Annotated in this window: 16 protein-coding genes and 1 pseudogene; 8 read left to right on the forward strand and 9 right to left on the reverse strand. The window is 71.2% G+C overall.

The annotated features are described in order from the left end of the window. Positions 1-51 precede the first annotated feature (51 nt). The 6 genes from DLJ47_RS07595 to DLJ47_RS07620 form a co-directional block, all read right to left on the reverse strand. Positions 52-1,026: an ABC transporter ATP-binding protein gene (locus tag DLJ47_RS07595; protein WP_109899341.1), complete on the reverse strand. Its 975-nt coding sequence runs from the start codon at positions 1,024-1,026 to the stop codon at positions 52-54. Beyond that, positions 1,026-2,186, reverse strand: a complete 1,161-nt coding sequence (locus DLJ47_RS07600; protein WP_199235733.1) for an anhydro-N-acetylmuramic acid kinase — start codon at positions 2,184-2,186, stop codon at positions 1,026-1,028. Before DLJ47_RS07600 ends, DLJ47_RS07595 begins: the two co-directional genes overlap by 1 nt. A gap of 11 nt (positions 2,187-2,197) precedes the next feature. Beyond that, entirely contained in the window at positions 2,198-3,097 is a 900-nt protein-coding gene (gene murQ, locus DLJ47_RS07605; protein WP_109899343.1) for an N-acetylmuramic acid 6-phosphate etherase, read from the reverse strand. Continuing rightward, on the reverse strand, positions 3,094-3,984 hold the full coding sequence (locus tag DLJ47_RS07610) for an ABC transporter permease (protein WP_109899344.1): 891 nt from the start codon (positions 3,982-3,984) through the stop codon (positions 3,094-3,096). Before DLJ47_RS07610 ends, murQ begins: the two co-directional genes overlap by 4 nt. 34 nt (positions 3,985-4,018) lie before the next feature. Further along, positions 4,019-4,987 (reverse strand): ABC transporter permease, encoded by a 969-nt coding sequence (locus DLJ47_RS07615; RefSeq protein ID WP_199235734.1) that lies wholly within the window; start codon positions 4,985-4,987, stop codon positions 4,019-4,021. A gap of 62 nt (positions 4,988-5,049) precedes the next feature. After that, entirely contained in the window at positions 5,050-6,597 is a 1,548-nt protein-coding gene (locus tag DLJ47_RS07620; protein ID WP_199235735.1) for an ABC transporter substrate-binding protein, read from the reverse strand. A gap of 178 nt (positions 6,598-6,775) precedes the next feature. Between DLJ47_RS07620 and DLJ47_RS07625 the strand changes: the two genes are divergently transcribed. From DLJ47_RS07625 to DLJ47_RS07635, 3 genes are all read left to right on the forward strand, one after another. Further along, the gene (locus tag DLJ47_RS07625) at positions 6,776-7,876 is read left to right on the forward strand and encodes a serine hydrolase domain-containing protein (RefSeq protein ID WP_158289796.1); all 1,101 of its coding nucleotides are present in this window, start codon (positions 6,776-6,778) and stop codon (positions 7,874-7,876) included. Positions 7,877-8,030: 154 nt separating this feature from the next. After that, entirely contained in the window at positions 8,031-9,311 is a 1,281-nt protein-coding gene (locus DLJ47_RS07630; RefSeq protein WP_109899347.1) for a VWA domain-containing protein, read from the forward strand. Beyond that, positions 9,311-10,087, forward strand: coding sequence for a peptidase (locus DLJ47_RS07635; protein WP_109899348.1), 777 nt, complete (start codon positions 9,311-9,313; stop codon positions 10,085-10,087). Before DLJ47_RS07630 ends, DLJ47_RS07635 begins: the two co-directional genes overlap by 1 nt. A 296-nt stretch (positions 10,088-10,383) precedes the next feature. Here the strand turns inward: DLJ47_RS07635 and DLJ47_RS07640 are convergent, their stop codons facing one another. Both DLJ47_RS07640 and DLJ47_RS07645 read right to left on the reverse strand, forming a co-directional pair. Next, entirely contained in the window at positions 10,384-11,082 is a 699-nt protein-coding gene (locus DLJ47_RS07640; RefSeq protein WP_109899349.1) for a zf-HC2 domain-containing protein, read from the reverse strand. Next, positions 11,075-11,623 carry an RNA polymerase sigma factor gene (locus tag DLJ47_RS07645; RefSeq protein WP_199235736.1) on the reverse strand — a complete coding sequence of 183 codons (549 nt, stop codon included), beginning with the start codon at positions 11,621-11,623 and terminating at the stop codon, positions 11,075-11,077. Before DLJ47_RS07645 ends, DLJ47_RS07640 begins: the two co-directional genes overlap by 8 nt. Positions 11,624-11,706: 83 nt before the next feature. On the opposite strand from DLJ47_RS07645, the gene DLJ47_RS07650 reads away from it, so the two are divergent. From DLJ47_RS07650 to DLJ47_RS36700, 4 genes are all read left to right on the forward strand, one after another. Then, positions 11,707-12,159 (forward strand): hypothetical protein, encoded by a 453-nt coding sequence (locus DLJ47_RS07650; protein WP_109899350.1) that lies wholly within the window; start codon positions 11,707-11,709, stop codon positions 12,157-12,159. Positions 12,160-12,163: 4 nt separating this feature from the next. After that, positions 12,164-12,826, forward strand: coding sequence for a cytochrome b/b6 domain-containing protein (locus DLJ47_RS07655; protein WP_109899351.1), 663 nt, complete (start codon positions 12,164-12,166; stop codon positions 12,824-12,826). Beyond that, a complete protein-coding gene (locus DLJ47_RS07660; RefSeq protein ID WP_109899352.1) occupies positions 12,816-13,019 on the forward strand; it encodes a zf-HC2 domain-containing protein in 204 nt (67 codons plus the stop codon). The genes DLJ47_RS07655 and DLJ47_RS07660 overlap by 11 nt, the downstream gene beginning before the upstream one ends. 431 nt (positions 13,020-13,450) lie before the next feature. Further along, positions 13,451-13,816 (forward strand): DUF305 domain-containing protein, encoded by a 366-nt coding sequence (locus DLJ47_RS36700; protein WP_233257708.1) that lies wholly within the window; start codon positions 13,451-13,453, stop codon positions 13,814-13,816. On the opposite strand, the pseudogene DLJ47_RS07670 reads toward DLJ47_RS36700, so the two are convergent. After that, positions 13,765-14,196 (reverse strand): annotated as a pseudogene (locus DLJ47_RS07670) (transposase); the annotation flags it as partial. The gene DLJ47_RS36700 and the pseudogene DLJ47_RS07670 sit on opposite strands and share 52 nt — an antisense overlap. 116 nt (positions 14,197-14,312) lie before the next feature. On the opposite strand from DLJ47_RS07670, the gene DLJ47_RS07675 reads away from it, so the two are divergent. Continuing rightward, positions 14,313-14,648, forward strand: coding sequence for an HIT family protein (locus DLJ47_RS07675; protein ID WP_109899354.1), 336 nt, complete (start codon positions 14,313-14,315; stop codon positions 14,646-14,648). The last annotated feature ends 38 nt before the right edge of the window (positions 14,649-14,686 follow it).

Consider the following 14,686-nt stretch of genomic DNA (forward strand, 5'->3'; position numbering starts at 1 on the left):
CACTCTGGTCCGGTGGCGACAGGCCCGGTCCCGCAGGATCTGCTTCACCAACTACGCGCTCCGCCACTCGTGCGGGGGCACCCAGCACGCCACCTGTCCCTGACCGCGCGGCCGCAGGGGAGGGCGGCTCGCGCACTTCTCGACGGCCTGCGCGCACCGGGACCGGAACGGGCAGCCCGGGACCGGGTCGGTGGCGGCCGGCGGCCGCCCGGGGATCTGGGCCAGCGGCGGCCGGCTGTCGTCGCTCGGATCGGGCAGGGCGGCCAGCAGCGCCTTCGTGTACGGGTGCTGCGGAGCGCGGAACACCTGCCGCACCGGCGCGTCCTCGACCAGGTGGCCCGCGTACATCACCACCACCCGGTCGACCAGGCGGGCCACCACCCCGAGGTCGTGGGTGACCCAGATGGTGGTCATGCCGAGCTCCCGGCGTAGCTCGTCGATCAACGCCAGTATCTGCTGCTGGATGGTGACGTCGAGTGCGGTGGTGGGCTCGTCGGCGATGAGCAGCCGGGGGCGCATCGCCAGCGCGCAGGCGATCATCACGCGCTGACGCATCCCGCCCGAGAACTCGTGCGGATAAGCCCGCGCGGTCCGGCTCGGATCGGGGATGCCGACCCGGGCCAGCAGGTCCAGCATCCGCCGGCCCGCCTCGGCCTTCGGCACCCCGTGGGCGGTCATCGCCTCGATGACCTGCTCGCCGACGCGCATCAGCGGGTTGAGCGACGTCATCGGGTCCTGATAGATCATCGCCGCGTCGTTGCCCCGGATGGCGCGCAGCTCCCGCTCGGAGAGCGCGGTCAGCTCGCGGCCACCGAGCCGCACCGACCCGCCGGAGACGTGCAGCGGATCGGCGAGCAGGCCCATCACGGCCAGCATGGTCAGCGACTTGCCCGAGCCGCTCTCGCCAACCACGGCGACGGTCTGCCCGGCGTCGACGGTCAGGTCGACCCCGTGCACGATCTCCCGGTCGGTGCGGCCGGACCGGGCCGACACGCGCAGGTCCGCAAGCTCGAGCAGGGCGGTCATCAGGCGGCTCCGGTCAAGCGCAGCCCGGTGGGGGCGGTGGCCAGTGGTTCGGGCAGGCGCAGGGCAGCGGCGCCGGGCACGATGGCGCCGAGCACGCGGGCACCGGTGGCGCCGGTGCACGAGGGCACGGTGCCAGGCAGGCCGTGGGCGGTGTGCCAGCCGATCAGCGCGAAGGCGATGGCCTCCTTGGTGTCGCTCGGCGCGCCGAATTCAGCGGTTGTCGTGACCCGCACCCCGCTCAGGCGCTCACGCAGCATCGCCATCAGCGTCGGATTGGCGCAGCCCCCGCCGGAGGCGGCGAGGGTGTCGATCTGGTGGCGGCGTACCTCGTTGGCGACGGTCTGCGCGGTCAGCGCGGTCAGGGTCGCGGCGATGTCCGCGTCCGACAGAGCGGAGTGCGCCGTCAGGGCCTTCTCCAGATAGCCGGCGTGGAACAGTTCCTTGCCGGTGCTCTTCGGCGGGTCCAGCCGGTAGTACGGCTCGGCGAGCAGCTCGGTGAGCAGAGCGTCGTCCACCCGGCCGCCGGCGGCGAGACGACCGTCCTCGTCGTACCGCCGCCGGCCGCGGCTGGCCCGCACGACGGCGGCGTCGATCAGCGCGTTGGCCGGCCCGGTGTCGTAGGCCACCGGGCCGCCGCCACCGGCCGGTCGCAGGACGGTCATGTTGGCGATGCCGCCCAGGTTGAGGCCCGCTGGGCGGCCCGGCAGGCCGGCCAGCAGTAGAACGTCCATCATCGACACCAGCGGCGCGCCGTGGCCGCCGGCGGCCACGTCCCGCACCCGTACGTCGGCGACCACCGGCACACCTGTACGCTCGGCGATCCAGGCCGGCTGCCCGATCTGCAGGGTGCCCCGCACCTGTCGCCCCTGGACCCAGTGGTAGACGGTCTGCCCGTGCGAGCAGATCAAGTCGACCCCACCGGCCCGCTCGGCCGCGTCAGCGGCCACCTCGGCGAACGCCTCACCGATCAGCGTGTCCAACTCGCACGCCTCGGCGAAGGTCAGCGCCGACGGGGGCAGAGCCCGCATCAGTCGGGCGCGCAGCTCCTCCGGGTAGGGCGAGCTGCCCGCGTACTCGACCGTGCCATGCAGCACACCGTCGCGCAGCGCGAAGTCGACCGCCGCCACATCGATGCCATCGTGCGACGTACCGGAGATCATGCCCAGCACCTTCACGCGCTCGCCTCCAGCGCCTCACGCAGCCGGCCGCCGCTCGCGGCCAGCCGCTGGTGGGGATCCGCCACCGAGCGGTCGAGCAGCAGGATCGCGGTCTTGACATCGAGATCGGCGCGGTCGAGGGCCGCCTCGGCGTCGGCCCGCGGGACACCGGTGACCCGCCGGATGATGCGGACCGCCCGGTCGCGCAGTTTGACGTTGGTCACCCGCAGATCGACCATGAGATTGCCGTACGTCTTGCCCAGCCTGATCATCGAGATCGTCGAGATCATGTTCAGCACCAGCTTCTGCGCCGTGCCTGCCTTCAGCCGGGTCGAGCCGGCCAGCACCTCGGGGCCGACGAGCACCTCGATCTCCCGGTCGGCGGCCGCGCTCAGCGGCGTGCCGGCGTTGCACGAAAGCCCGACCGTCAGGGCGCCACGCGCGCGGGCCGCCCGCACGGCCGCCAGGACATAGGGGGTACGACCGCTCGCCGAGATACCGACGACCGCGTCGCCGGCGGTGATCGCGCAGTCGGCGATCACGGCCGCGCCGGCCGCCTCGTCGTCCTCGACGCCCTCCTTCGATGCGAGCAACGCCTCGGGTCCGCCCGCGATGACGGCGCGCACCAGGTCCGGTGGGGTGCTGAACGTCGGTGGGCACTCCGACGCATCGAGCACTCCCATCCGGCCGGCGGTGCCCGCCCCGACGTAGAGCAGCCGGCCGCCGGCCGCCAGCCGGTCAGCGATCCCCTCGATGGCCGGCACGATCTGCGGCAGCACCGCCCGCACGGCGTTGGGCACTGTCGCGTCGGCGTCGTTCATCACCGCCGCCAACTGCGCGACCGACGCGGTGTCGAGGCCGGCGTACCGTTCGTCCACCTGTTCGGTCAGCAGGTCACCAAGGCGATCCGTCATGCGTTGCGTCCGTTTCTCGGGTCGAGGGCGTCACGCAGCCCGTCGCCGAGCAGGTTGAGCCCGACCACGAAGACGACGATGACGGCGCCCGGCGCCGCCAGGTTCCACCAGGCCATACCGGCCAGAATCTTGGCGTCGAAGACCATCGACCCCAGCGACGGCGCGGGGGGCGGGCTGCCCAGGCCGAGGAAGCTCAACGCGGCCTCGGTGAGCACCGCCCAGGACAGCGACAGGGTCACCTGCACGATGACGATGGCGGCGAGGTTCGGCAGCAGGTGACGCACCAGGATCCGCCAGGTCGGGATGCCGAGCACCCGGGCCGCTTTGATGAAGTCGGTTTCGCGTAGCGACAGTACCGGCCCGCGGCTGACCCGGACGAAGATCGGCACATAGACGATGGCGATCGCGATCGCGATGGTCAGCCAGTTGCGGGTGAACGTGGTCGCGAGAGTCAACGCGAGCAGTAGCGGCGGGAAGGCGAAGAGCACGTTCGTCACGGCCAGCACCGGCCCGCGTACCCGGGCGCCGTAGAAGCCGGCGCAGATGCCGGCGGTCGTGCCGACGAGGGCGGAGAGGAGAACCGCGACGACGGCGACGCGCAGGGAGTTGCCCACGCCGGCCAGGGAACGGGAGAACACGTCGCGGCCGAACTGGTCAGTGCCGAACCAGTACTGGGCCGACGGCGGTTGGAGGCGGGCCTGCGGGTGCTGGGCGATGGGGTCGTACGGGGTCATCCCGAGCAGGGCGGTGACCGCGGCGAGGACGACGAGCGCCACCAGCACCGCGCCGACCAGACCGGCGGGGCTGCGCAGCAGTCGCCGCCACGCCGCCGTGCGGGTCGGCGCCGTAGCCACCGGCACCTGCTGCCCGGCAACCGCGGCCGTCATGCCCGCCCCCCGCCGCACCCCGTGCTGTGCTGAGTCATGCGGCACGCACCCGGGGGTCGATGACCCGGTAGAGCAGGTCGGTGAGGAGGTTGACCACGACGAACGTGGTCGCGATCACCAGAACGGTGCTCTGCACCACGGCGTACTCCTTCTGTTGGATTCCCGCGAGGACCTGCCGCCCGAGGCCCGGCACGGAGAAGATCTGCTCGACCACCACGGCGCCGCCGAGCAGGTAGCCGAACTGGATGCCGGTCATCGTGACGATCGGGTTCAACGCGTTGTGCAGCACGTGGCGCACCCGCAGCCGCCACGGTGCGACACCCTTGCCACGCGCGGTGCGGACGAAGTCCTGGGTCTGGACCTCCAGCAGTGCCGAGCGTGCGGTGCGCATGATCGGGGCCGCGAGGCCGAAGCCGAGGATCAGCGCCGGAAAGAGCATCTGCTGAAGGTTCAGCAGCGGGTCCTGGGCGAGCGGGGCGAAACCCTGGGCATTGGGGTTGTAGTGCGCGTATCTGGAGACCACGGTGAGCAGCGCGGCGCCGAGGAGGAAGTTCGGCACGGACAGGGCAGCCAGGCCGACGAGCTGGCCGAATCCGTCGCGGATGCCATTGGGGCGCGACGCGGAGAGCATGGCGAGCGGCACCCCGATCAGCAGACCGACGATCATGGCCAGAACCGCGAGCTCCAGCGTGACCGGCAGGGCGTTCGCGGTCATCTCCAGGACGGAGGCGCCGGCTCGGCGGGAGAAGCCGAGGTTGCCGGTGAGCACGTTGCCCAGCCACGAGAAGAACTGCACGACCAGCGGCTTGTCCAGGCCGTAGTAGGCGCGCAGGGACTCCTGCTGCTCGGCGCTGAGCCCGGCTGCCTCGGTGCCGAGAGTGGCGGTGACCTCGTCGCCGGGAATCGCCCGCAGGGTGGTGAAGACCAGCACCGCGACCCCGAAGAGGGTGAGCACCGTCTCCACGAGTCTGCGGGCCAGCGGGTGACGTGCGATGGACCGCACCGGCACCTCCTTGGGTGAGGGTCCTGCCGGGCGGTGCGCGCACCGCCCGGCAGGTCGTGCGGTCACTGCAGCGAGATCTCGCGCAGGTTCTGCAAAGAGCCGTTCGGCATCGGCTTGAAGCCGGAGACGCCCTGGGTGGTCGCGGTGTAGCCGTAGCTCGAGAAGAGCCACACCCATGCCGCGTTGTCCTCCAGGTGCCGGGAGACCTGGCTGTAGATCTCCTTGCGCTTGGCGGGGTCGGTGGTCGCCTTGCCCTCGGCGAAGTACCGGTCCAACTCCGGCGAGGAGTAGCCGGCGACCTTGTTGAGGTTGCCGTTGCTGGTGAAGTAGCGCCCGTACATACCGTCGGGGTCCGGTCGACCGCCGTTGAGCGCCACGGCCGCGCTGAAGTCGGCGGCGACCCACTTGTCCACGTAGGCCCCCGACTCCAGCGTCTCCAGGGTGAGGTTGATGCCGGCCTCCTTGAGCTGGGCCTGCAGGTTCTGCGCCTCGTTGACGGACGTGGCGTACCCGCCCTGGGACACGATCGCGGGAATCGTGACACCGTTGGCGAAGCCAGCACCCGCCAGCAACTGCTTGGCCTTGGCCACGTCGCGGGTCGGGCAGGGACGCGCGGCGGGGTCGGACTTGTACGCGGGGGAGGTGATCGGCCCCGTCACCTCACCCTCACCGAGGGCGGCGGTGTCCAGCACCTGCTTCCGGTCGATGGCGCAGGAGATGGCCAGGCGTACGTCCCGCTTGTCCAGCGGCGCCTTGCGCGCGTTGAGCTGCAACACGTGGTACGACAGGCTCGGCGTCTTGGCCACGTTGATCCCGCTGCCCTCGGCCGACTTGGCGACCAGCGGGTCGTCGAGCGTGGCGAACTGGACGTTGCCCGACTGCAGGGCCGCGACCACCGACGTCTGATCCGGGATGGTACGGAACTCGAGGCCACTGACCTTCGGCTTGCCACCCCAGTAGTCGTCGTTGGCGGTCAGCTTCACCGACTGACCGGCGGTGCGGCTGTCGAACTTGAACGCGCCGGTGCCGTTGGGCTTCTGGCCGACCGCATCCGAGGTGTCATCCTTGGACAGCATCGCCAGGTTGGTGGTGGCGAAGCCGGCGAGCAGGCCCGCATCTGGCGCCGCCAGGTGCAGCACGACGGTCTGCGGGTCGGGCGCGTCGACCGACTGGATCGACTTGACCGTGGCCGCAGCCACCGCCGCGGTTTCGGGCTTCTGGATGCGCTCGATCGACGACTTGACGTCGGCGGAGCTGAACGGCTTGCCGTCGTGGAACTTCACGCCCTGACGCAGCGTCAGGGTCAGCGTCTTGTTCTCGTCGGCGTACTGCCACTTCTCGGCCAGGCCGGGCTTGACGTTGAGGTCGCCGTCGAGTTCGGTGAGCGTGCCGTACATCTGCTCGAGCAGATGTACCGCCTGGAACTGGGTGGCCTTCCACGGGTCGAGCGTGTTGGGGTCGGCGGTGTAGCCGACGACCAGGGTGCCGCCGCCGGTCGACCCTTCCTTGCCGGGTGTGCCGCTGGAGCAGCCCGTCGCGACGAGGGCGGTGGCCGCGACGGCCACCAGACACCTGGTCGCTGGTGAGCTCAGCGTGCTGGGGAGCTTCACGTTCCTTCCCTCCGGTATGCCACGGCCGGATCGCCGCGAGTGCCGCGGGCGCCGTCCGCCGTCGGCGGTGGCCGTACGCCCGGCGACCGAGTATCAAGGGGTGACGGAAAGCTGTCAATAGTTTCCGAAATGCTGGCGCGCGATGAAGAAACTTGCCGGCTGCGCTATGGTGCTCTCCGTGTCCAGACTGACAGCAACGCTGGTAGATGGCTTGGTAGGCGGACACCGCCCGCTCTACAGCGCGGCCGTCGCACTGATCCAGCGGGGCGGCCACCCCACCGACCTGGTTACCGTCGGTCACCTGTCTCGGTATGCCGACGCGGACGGCACCCCGGTCGCACCGGAGGCCCTCCAGCCCGCCCTGGAGTCGACGATCTTCGACCTCGCCTCGGTGACGAAACTGTTCACCACGACCGTCCTGCTCGGCCTCGTCGACGAGGGCAGGATGAGCCTCGACGAGCCGATCGCCGACTGGCTGCCCACCTTCGGCGGCGACGAGCGACGGCGAATCACCCTTCGGCACCTGCTCAGCCACACCTCCGGGCTGCCGGCGCTGCTGCAACTGTGGACCGACTGGCCAGAACCGGCGTCCCGGGTGCAGGCGGTGCTGCGCGCCCCACTGGTCAACCGACCCGGCGCCTCCTTCGAATATTCCTGCGTGGGATTCATGGTCGCCGGACTGCTGGCCGAGCGGATCACCGGTCAGCCGCTGCCCGACCTGGTGCACGAGCGGATCTGCCGGCCCCTGGGACTGACCGACACCGGTTTCCTGCCCGACCCGGCACGCGCGGCCCGCGCCGCGGCCACCGAACACCAGCCCCACCTCGGCCGCGGCATGCTGCGCGGCAGCGTCCACGACGAAAACTCGTGGTCCCTCGGCGGGACCGCTGGCAACGCCGGGTTGTTCGGCACCGCAGCCGACGTCGCCCGCTTCGGCGAGCTGCTGCGGCAGGGCGGCGCCGTCGACGGGGTCCGCGTCCTACGCCCGGAGACCGTGGCGGAGATGACCCGCGATCAGCTACCACCGGCCATCGACCCGGGCTTCCGCCACGGCCTCGGCGTACGTATCGGCGACCCGCACTGGATGGGCACGCTGGCGGCGGACGGGGCCTTCGGCCACACGGGCTTCACCGGCACATCCCTCCTGGTCGACCCCAGCCGGGACCTCGTGGTGGTCCTGCTCACGAACCGCGTACACCCCAGCCGGGAATGGTCGGACATCGCGGAGATCCGACGGGCCGTGGCGGAGTTCGCCGCCCCACCCGTATGCCGAGGTTGAGTCGCCGCGCAGGGGTTCTCGGTGTGCGCACTGCAGGAGTCGGTGGAGTCGGGTAGGCGCCCGCCGCTGGATCAACTGATTATCTCCGGTGCGGTCGCAACCAGCCAGCCACCCGGAAGACAGTCCAAACTGGATTTAGCCTACACTCCGCCCGGTGATCAACAAGAGAAGATCGGCGGTCGTCCTCATCGGACTGCTGGCGGCGACCGCGTTGACTGGTCCGGCGCCCGCCCTCGCGGACGAGGAGACACCGGTTGAACCGCCGAAGGTGGAGCTGGTGCTCGACGTCAGCGGCTCGATGCGGGCCAAGGATATCGACGGGCGCAGCCGGATCTCCGTGGCCCAGCAGGCGTTCAACGAGGTGGTCGATGCGCTGCCCGAAGAGACCCAGCTCGGCATCCGGGTCCTCGGCGCGACCTACCGGGGCAAGGACAAGAAGCAGGGCTGCCTGGACACCCAGCAGATCGTGCCGGTCGGTCGGGTCGACCGGGTGCAGGCCAAGGCCGCGGTGGCGACTCTGCGGCCGACCGGGTTCACCCCGGTCGGGTTGGCCCTACGCTCGGCCGCCCAGGATCTCGGCACCGGCACGACCGCCCGACGGATCGTGCTGATCACCGACGGTGAGGACACCTGCGCGCCACCGGACCCCTGTGAGGTGGCCCGGGAGCTGGCCGCCCAGGGTACGAAGTTGGTGGTCGACACGCTTGGCCTGGCCCCGGACGAGAAGGTGCGCCGGCAGCTGCTCTGCATCGCGGCGGCCACCGGGGGCACGTACACCGCCGCGCAGAGCGCTGACGAGTTGACCAGTCGGATCAAGCAGCTGGTCGACCGGGCGAAGGACACCTACACGGCGTCCCCGACGGTAATCGCCGGCACGTCGGCGTGCGCCGACGCACCGCTGCTGGGTCCCGGCGTGTACAGCGACCGGGAGGCGTTCTCGGAACACCGGTGGTATCGGGTGCCGGTGCGCCCCGGGCAGGAACTGCGCGCCTCGGTCAGCGTGGCGCTGGACCGGCCGGTCAACCGCGACTATGGGGTGCTGTTGCGGGCCACCGCCAGCGACGGCCGGGAACTGGTCCGCGGGGTCGACGCGGGCAGCGGCCGTACCGACGTGGTCTCCGCCGGCCTGCGCTGGTCGGCGGGCGAGCAGCGGGCGGACGGGGCACCCCCGACGCCGGAGGCCACGATCGTCCCGGCCACCACAGTCTGCCTGGTGGTCAGCAACGCCCTCGCGCCGCAGCCGGGCACCGACGCGACACCCGGCATGCCGGTCGAGCTGACCGTGGACGTGGTCGCGTCCTCCCCCGCCCCGACCGCCCCCGACCTCGGCCGGGGCTGGGTGCTACTGCTGCTGCTGGCCGTGGCCGGCCTGCTCACCGGACTGCTTACCGGCCTGCTCACCCGCTGGTGGGTGGCCACCTGGAGGGAGAAGTGATGAGCACCCCGACGATCCGGAGCGGTGCCGCGCTGGCCGCCGCCGGCCTGGCCCTGTTGGCAGCCCCCGCCCCGGTCCAGGCCGCGCCCACGCCCTCGCCGGGCGCAACCCCGGTCACCCGAGCCGGAACCTCCTTCCTGACCGCCGCCGGCATCGCCGCCGACCAGCCGGTCCAGGTCGACGCCTCCACCGGCGACTTTCTGTACTGGTCGTTCCCGGCCGTGGCCGGTGAACGGCACGAGCTCACCGCCACCGTGTCGTTCCCGAAGTCGCGCAGCGGCGCGTCGATCTGGACGGTGGAGGTCTTCGACGGCCTCCGGCGACGCCAGTCCTGCACGGCCGGCGCGCAGACGCCTACGGCCGACGCCTCCGCCGACAGCGTGTCGCTCGGCTGCACGCTGCGGCAGGTGCGGTCCTGGGCCGAGCCCTGGTCGGCCGACCCGTTGCCCGGGACGTACTACGTCCGACTGTCCGTGACCGAGCTGCCGGAGGCTGACCTCGGTCTCCCGATCGAGGTGGAGTTGCAGGTCAGCGCGGACCGGCAGGACTCCCGCGACGACGGCGAGCTGAAGGCGCCACTGGTGCCGCACACGAAGGCCGGCACGATACTCAACGCCGAACCGGTGGCACAAGCGGCGGAGGAGGACGAGAGCGGGTACCTCGACTGGTTGCCCGACCTCGGCTCGCGTTGGATCTGGAGCACCATGGGCGGCGTACTCGCCGCCGCGGCCGGCGTCGTCGGCTTCGCTCTCACCCGCCGGCCCCGCCGGCCGTGACCGGTGCCGGTGGCCGCCCCCCGCGCGGGCGGCCACCGGTCGGTACCGGAGACGATTGGAGGACGGAGCAGCGAACCGATGAGCCCTCGCTCGAGCCGCATCCGTTGCTGGTTGTCGTGGACGGCGGCACCGGAGACCGCTGTCTGCGACAGTCGATCCGGAGGAGCGGCCGGCGGGCGACTTACGAATCGGAGCCGCTTTGCCCCGGCACTCAATCGCCGAACGAAAACCGCGGAGACGCTCGGCGCGGGGTGCGGGAGCCCGACGCCGTTGTGGGCACAAGCGAACGCTAGTCACTAGAGAGTGCCGATGAGTACGGCGTCGGTCGACTGGAGGCGGATCTGGCTGATGTCGGCCACCGCCAGCCGGAGCCGGTATCCGATCGTTCCCGTGCCGTTGACGACCTGGCACGTGCCGACCGGGTGCGCGGCGCCGGCGCGGTCGACGGCGAGGGCCCGGTACGCGCCGTCCGCCGGCGCGGCGGTGACGGTCACCAGCAGCCAGGACGGGTTTCCCTGATAGAGGAAGACGGTGCCGGCCGGTCGTGCGTCCGCGGTGGTCAGGGCGACCGCCTTGAGGTAGCGCCCGTTGGCGACGGCGAGGGTCTGCCGGTACTGGTCGGCGAGACGCCGGTCCTCCGCCGTACGCGCCTGGACGAACAGTGCTCCGCCGCCGGCGGCGACCAGCACCGAGACCGCGAACGCCAGGGCCGCCGCGACTCGTCGACGGGCCAGGAACCGCCGCCGGGATGGCGGTGCGGGAGCCGCGTCCAGCCGGGCGAGCACCCTGCTCTCGAACCGCGGCGGGGGATCGACGGAGGGCGCGAGCAGCAGGACCGCATCGGCGGCCGTGGTCAACTGGCTGAGTTCCCGGCGGCAGTCACGGCACTGCGCGACGTGGGCCAGCGCCCAGGCCCGGTCGTCCCCGGCGGCCACGCCAGCGGCGAGTTCCGGAAGCAGGGCGTGCACCTCCCGACACGGCGGCAGCTCACTCATCGCGTACCTCGAAATGATCGCGCAGCCGGGACATGCCCAGCCTGATCCTCGTCTTGACAGTGCCCAGCGGCACGCCCTGCAACTCGGCGATCTCCTTCGCCGTGAGTCCGTTGAAGATCGCCAGCACGACGGCGGAGGCTTGTTCGGGTGGCAGCCCGTGCAGGGCGACGCGGACACGGTCGGCGTCAGCAACCTCGTCGGACGGTTCGGTGGTGGCAGTTCCGGTAGCGGTGAGCAGCGCCACCATCACCTCCGGCTCGTAGGGGAGATCGCGGCGCAACCGAATGGCGTCGATGGCCGCGTTCCGGGTGATGGACAGCAGCCACGGCAGAACGGCACCCCGCCGGGGATCGTAGCCGCCGGCGTACCGCCAGGCCCGCACGAACGCCTCCTGTGCGACATCCTCGGCGGTGGCCGAGACTCCGACGATGCTCACCGCCAGGCCGAAGACGCGGGCCTGGAAGCGGCGCACGAAGCTCGCCGTGTACTGCGGGTCGCCGGCGGCCATCCCGGCGACCAGCGCCTCGTCACTGACACCCACGTCCAGTACTACGCACGGCGGGTCGGTGCGGGATCTCTGCTGCGCGATAGATCCCGCAACAGGTCGACACAGGTAGTACCGGCATGAGACCCAAGACCGCGGCATGCGCCGCACTGCTGGCCACGCTGACCGCCTGCACCGGGACGAACGCCGCGACCGAGGGCGATGGCGGCGGACCGTCCGTCATCGTCGTCGAGCCCGCGAGCGGCGCCACCGTGCCCACCCCGTTCACCGTCAAGATCGACAGCAACGTGCCGCTCGGCCCCAGCGAGTCCGGCCAGCACCACGTACACATCTGGTTCGACGACAACGAATCCGACTACCTCATCGTCGAGTCGGACACCGTTCAGATCACCGCCGCGCCTGCCGGGCAGCACACGATGCACGTGTCGCTGCGCAACGCCAACCACTCGCCGGCCGGGGCCGAGGCCACCACGCCGATCACCGTCGGCGGCGGAGGACCGGTGCCCTCGTCCAGTGCCGGGGGCGATGGCGCTTCGCCGACGTCCGCCGGCACCGACCCGTACAGCTACTGACGGCATGGCTCGCGGCCCGGCCACCGTTCGGCGTTACTCCCGCGCCACCCGGTGGTTTCACGCACTCACCTACCTCACCGTGCTGATCGCACTGGGCACCGGCTGGTGGCTGGTCGCCGGGCGGGAAGGGCAGCCCAGCGTCGCCGCCCGGCTGACCGGGATCGCCGACACCAGCCTGCACCGGTACGCCGGCTGGGGGCTCGCGGCACTCGCCGCGACCGCGCTGACGCTCGGGGTACGGGCCACTCGTACGTTCGTCCGCGAGTCGCTGCGCTACGACCGCGGAGACCTGCGGTGGTTCACGCGCTGGCCGGCCGGGCTCGTGACCGGCCGGTTCGCCCGGCACGAGGGCCACTTCGACCCGGGACAGCGCGTCGCGAACCTGCTGATGGTCGGCCTGCTCGCCGCCCTGATCGGCAGCGGCATCGGGCTGGTGGTCGTCACCGGTGGTTTCTGGTTCGTCTGGCTGCAACGGGTGCACCGCTGGGCCACGTACCTCATCACGCCGATCCTCATCGGACACATCGTGATCGCCGCCGGCCTGCCGCCCGGATACCGCGGCGTCTCCCGCGCCATGCACCTCGGTGGCCGGCTGCCGCTACGCGTCGCCGAACGGATCTGGCCGGGCTGGCTCGAGCGGCAACGCGGAGCAGACCATGACAGATGAGCCGCCATGCACCTACACGACAGCGATCGCCGCGCTGCTCCTCGGCGCTCTCGGCCCGCGCGAACGGCAGGACCTCGAAGCCCACCTACGGCAGTGCCCGACGTGCCTGGGGGAACTCGTCCTCCTCGCGCCGCTGCCCGGCCTGCTGCACCGAGCCGCGCCCCCTGGCTCGTGCCCCCGACGGGATCCGTGAACGACGGGCCAGGAGGCCGCGAGGCCGGTCCGGCGACCCCGGTCAGGGACGAGCCGGGGTCGAGCAGCGGAGATCAGCGGCGGGCCGGGATACGCTGGCCACCTACCTGACCGGGCTGGCCGCGATCCGGGCGCAGGACACAACCTAGGTACGGTGATCAGATCGTGTTCTCGTCGCGTCGCCGAGTCCTGACCGCCGTGGCGGTCGCCGCCGTCACCGCGGTCGCGGCGCTGGTCGCCGTACTCCAGCTCACCGGCGACCGGCCCGAGGAACCGGCCGCCACCCGGGTCGTCCAGCCGGGCGCGCCGGGGCAGGCCGGCCGTACGCTCTCCCCGGCCGAGCAGGCCCAACTGCCCCCGCCGCCGGCGCACACCGCCGCCGACACCCAGTTCATGCAGCGGATGATCGCGCACCACGCGCAGGCGCTGGAGATGACCGCGCTCGTCCCGGACCGCGCGGACAGTCAGGAGGTGTCGCTGCTCGCCCAGCGGATCGAGACGTCGCAGCGCGACGAGATCGCGCAGATGCAGCGGTGGCTCACCGAACGCGGCGAGCAGGTCCCCGGGCCGCACGCGCAACACGCCGGGCACGACGCGGTGATGCCGGGGATGCTCACCCCGGAGCAGCTCGGCCGGTTGGGGCGGGCCCGCGGCGCGGAGTTCGACCGGCTCTTCCTCGACCTCATGATCCGGCACCACAACGGTGCACTGACCATGGTGGAGCAGCTCTACGCGGCGGGCGGTGGGCTGGCGATCTCGGCCTCGACCTGCTGTTCCTTGTCGATCAGCCGGGCGTAGCTCATCGCCTTGTGCTTGGAGGCGTTCGCCTCCAGCTTGGTGCCGTCCAGCGCGGATCCGGGAGATCGACCGGTAGTCAGAACCCTGACCCGCCGCCAGGTAGCGAAACGCCACCGTCCACGCACTTGCGCTCGACCGCCCTTGATGAACGCACCACCGGTGGCGTAGCCGTAGATCAGCAGCCGCACCATCAGCCGCGGGTCGTACGGCGGGAACCCGCGCTTCTCGGTGTAGGAGGCCAGGATCGGACCCAGATCCAGCACCTCGTCGACCAGATCGGCGACGAACCGAGCCAGGTGCCCCTCGGGCAGCCACTCGTCCAGCGACGGCGGCATCAGGTAGACCTGATGCGGATCGAACATCCCGAACCGCTTGTCCACCGCGATCTTCGGCCCGGATACCGGCGCCACCGTGAACAAGCCGTCGTCTGCGCTATACCGCATCCTCGCCCACCGGGCGATCACTGCCTGGACGCGACACCACTACCATCTGCCCGGTGACCGACGACTTCTACTGCGAGCAGGCACTCAACGGCAGGACCCCGATCCAGGTCGTGGCCGAGACCGCCCACGTGCTCGCCTTCCACCACACCCGGCCCTTCTGGCCCGTCCATATCGTCGTCGTTCCCAAACGCCATATCCCGTCGCTGGTGGACCTGGGTGACGCCGACATCTCCGAGGTCCATCAAGTCCTGGCCGTCGTCCGCGATATCGCGACACAGGTCACCGCCGAACACGGCGCAGCTCGCGTCCTGACCAATCTCGGTGCCTACCAGGACTCCAAGCACCTGCACTTCCACGTGAACAGCGGCGAGCCGTTGCGTCACGACTGATGAACACCACCGCCAGCGCGATCATTACTAACCCACGC

Origin of the sequence: Micromonospora sp. S4605 (assembly GCF_003176715.1) — a bacterium.
Taxonomy (GTDB): domain Bacteria; phylum Actinomycetota; class Actinomycetes; order Mycobacteriales; family Micromonosporaceae; genus Micromonospora; species Micromonospora echinaurantiaca.

What these genes read in the sequence shown, in the direction of transcription:
- DLJ47_RS07635 (WP_109899348.1), top strand. Translation starts at nt 9,311, where the DNA reads ATGAGCACCCCGACGATCCGGAGCGGTGCCGCGCTGGCCGCCGCCGGC.
- DLJ47_RS07600 (WP_199235733.1), bottom strand. Translation starts at nt 2,186, where the DNA reads ATGATCTCCGGTACGTCGCACGATGGCATCGATGTGGCGGCGGTCGAC.
- DLJ47_RS07660 (WP_109899352.1), top strand. Translation starts at nt 12,816, where the DNA reads ATGACAGATGAGCCGCCATGCACCTACACGACAGCGATCGCCGCGCTG.
- DLJ47_RS36700 (WP_233257708.1), top strand. Translation starts at nt 13,451, where the DNA reads ATGACCGCGCTCGTCCCGGACCGCGCGGACAGTCAGGAGGTGTCGCTG.
- DLJ47_RS07595 (WP_109899341.1), bottom strand. Translation starts at nt 1,026, where the DNA reads ATGACCGCCCTGCTCGAGCTTGCGGACCTGCGCGTGTCGGCCCGGTCC.
- DLJ47_RS07640 (WP_109899349.1), bottom strand. Translation starts at nt 11,082, where the DNA reads ATGAGTGAGCTGCCGCCGTGTCGGGAGGTGCACGCCCTGCTTCCGGAA.
- DLJ47_RS07650 (WP_109899350.1), top strand. Translation starts at nt 11,707, where the DNA reads ATGAGACCCAAGACCGCGGCATGCGCCGCACTGCTGGCCACGCTGACC.
- murQ (WP_109899343.1), bottom strand. Translation starts at nt 3,097, where the DNA reads ATGACGGATCGCCTTGGTGACCTGCTGACCGAACAGGTGGACGAACGG.
- DLJ47_RS07655 (WP_109899351.1), top strand. Translation starts at nt 12,164, where the DNA reads ATGGCTCGCGGCCCGGCCACCGTTCGGCGTTACTCCCGCGCCACCCGG.
- DLJ47_RS07610 (WP_109899344.1), bottom strand. Translation starts at nt 3,984, where the DNA reads ATGACGGCCGCGGTTGCCGGGCAGCAGGTGCCGGTGGCTACGGCGCCG.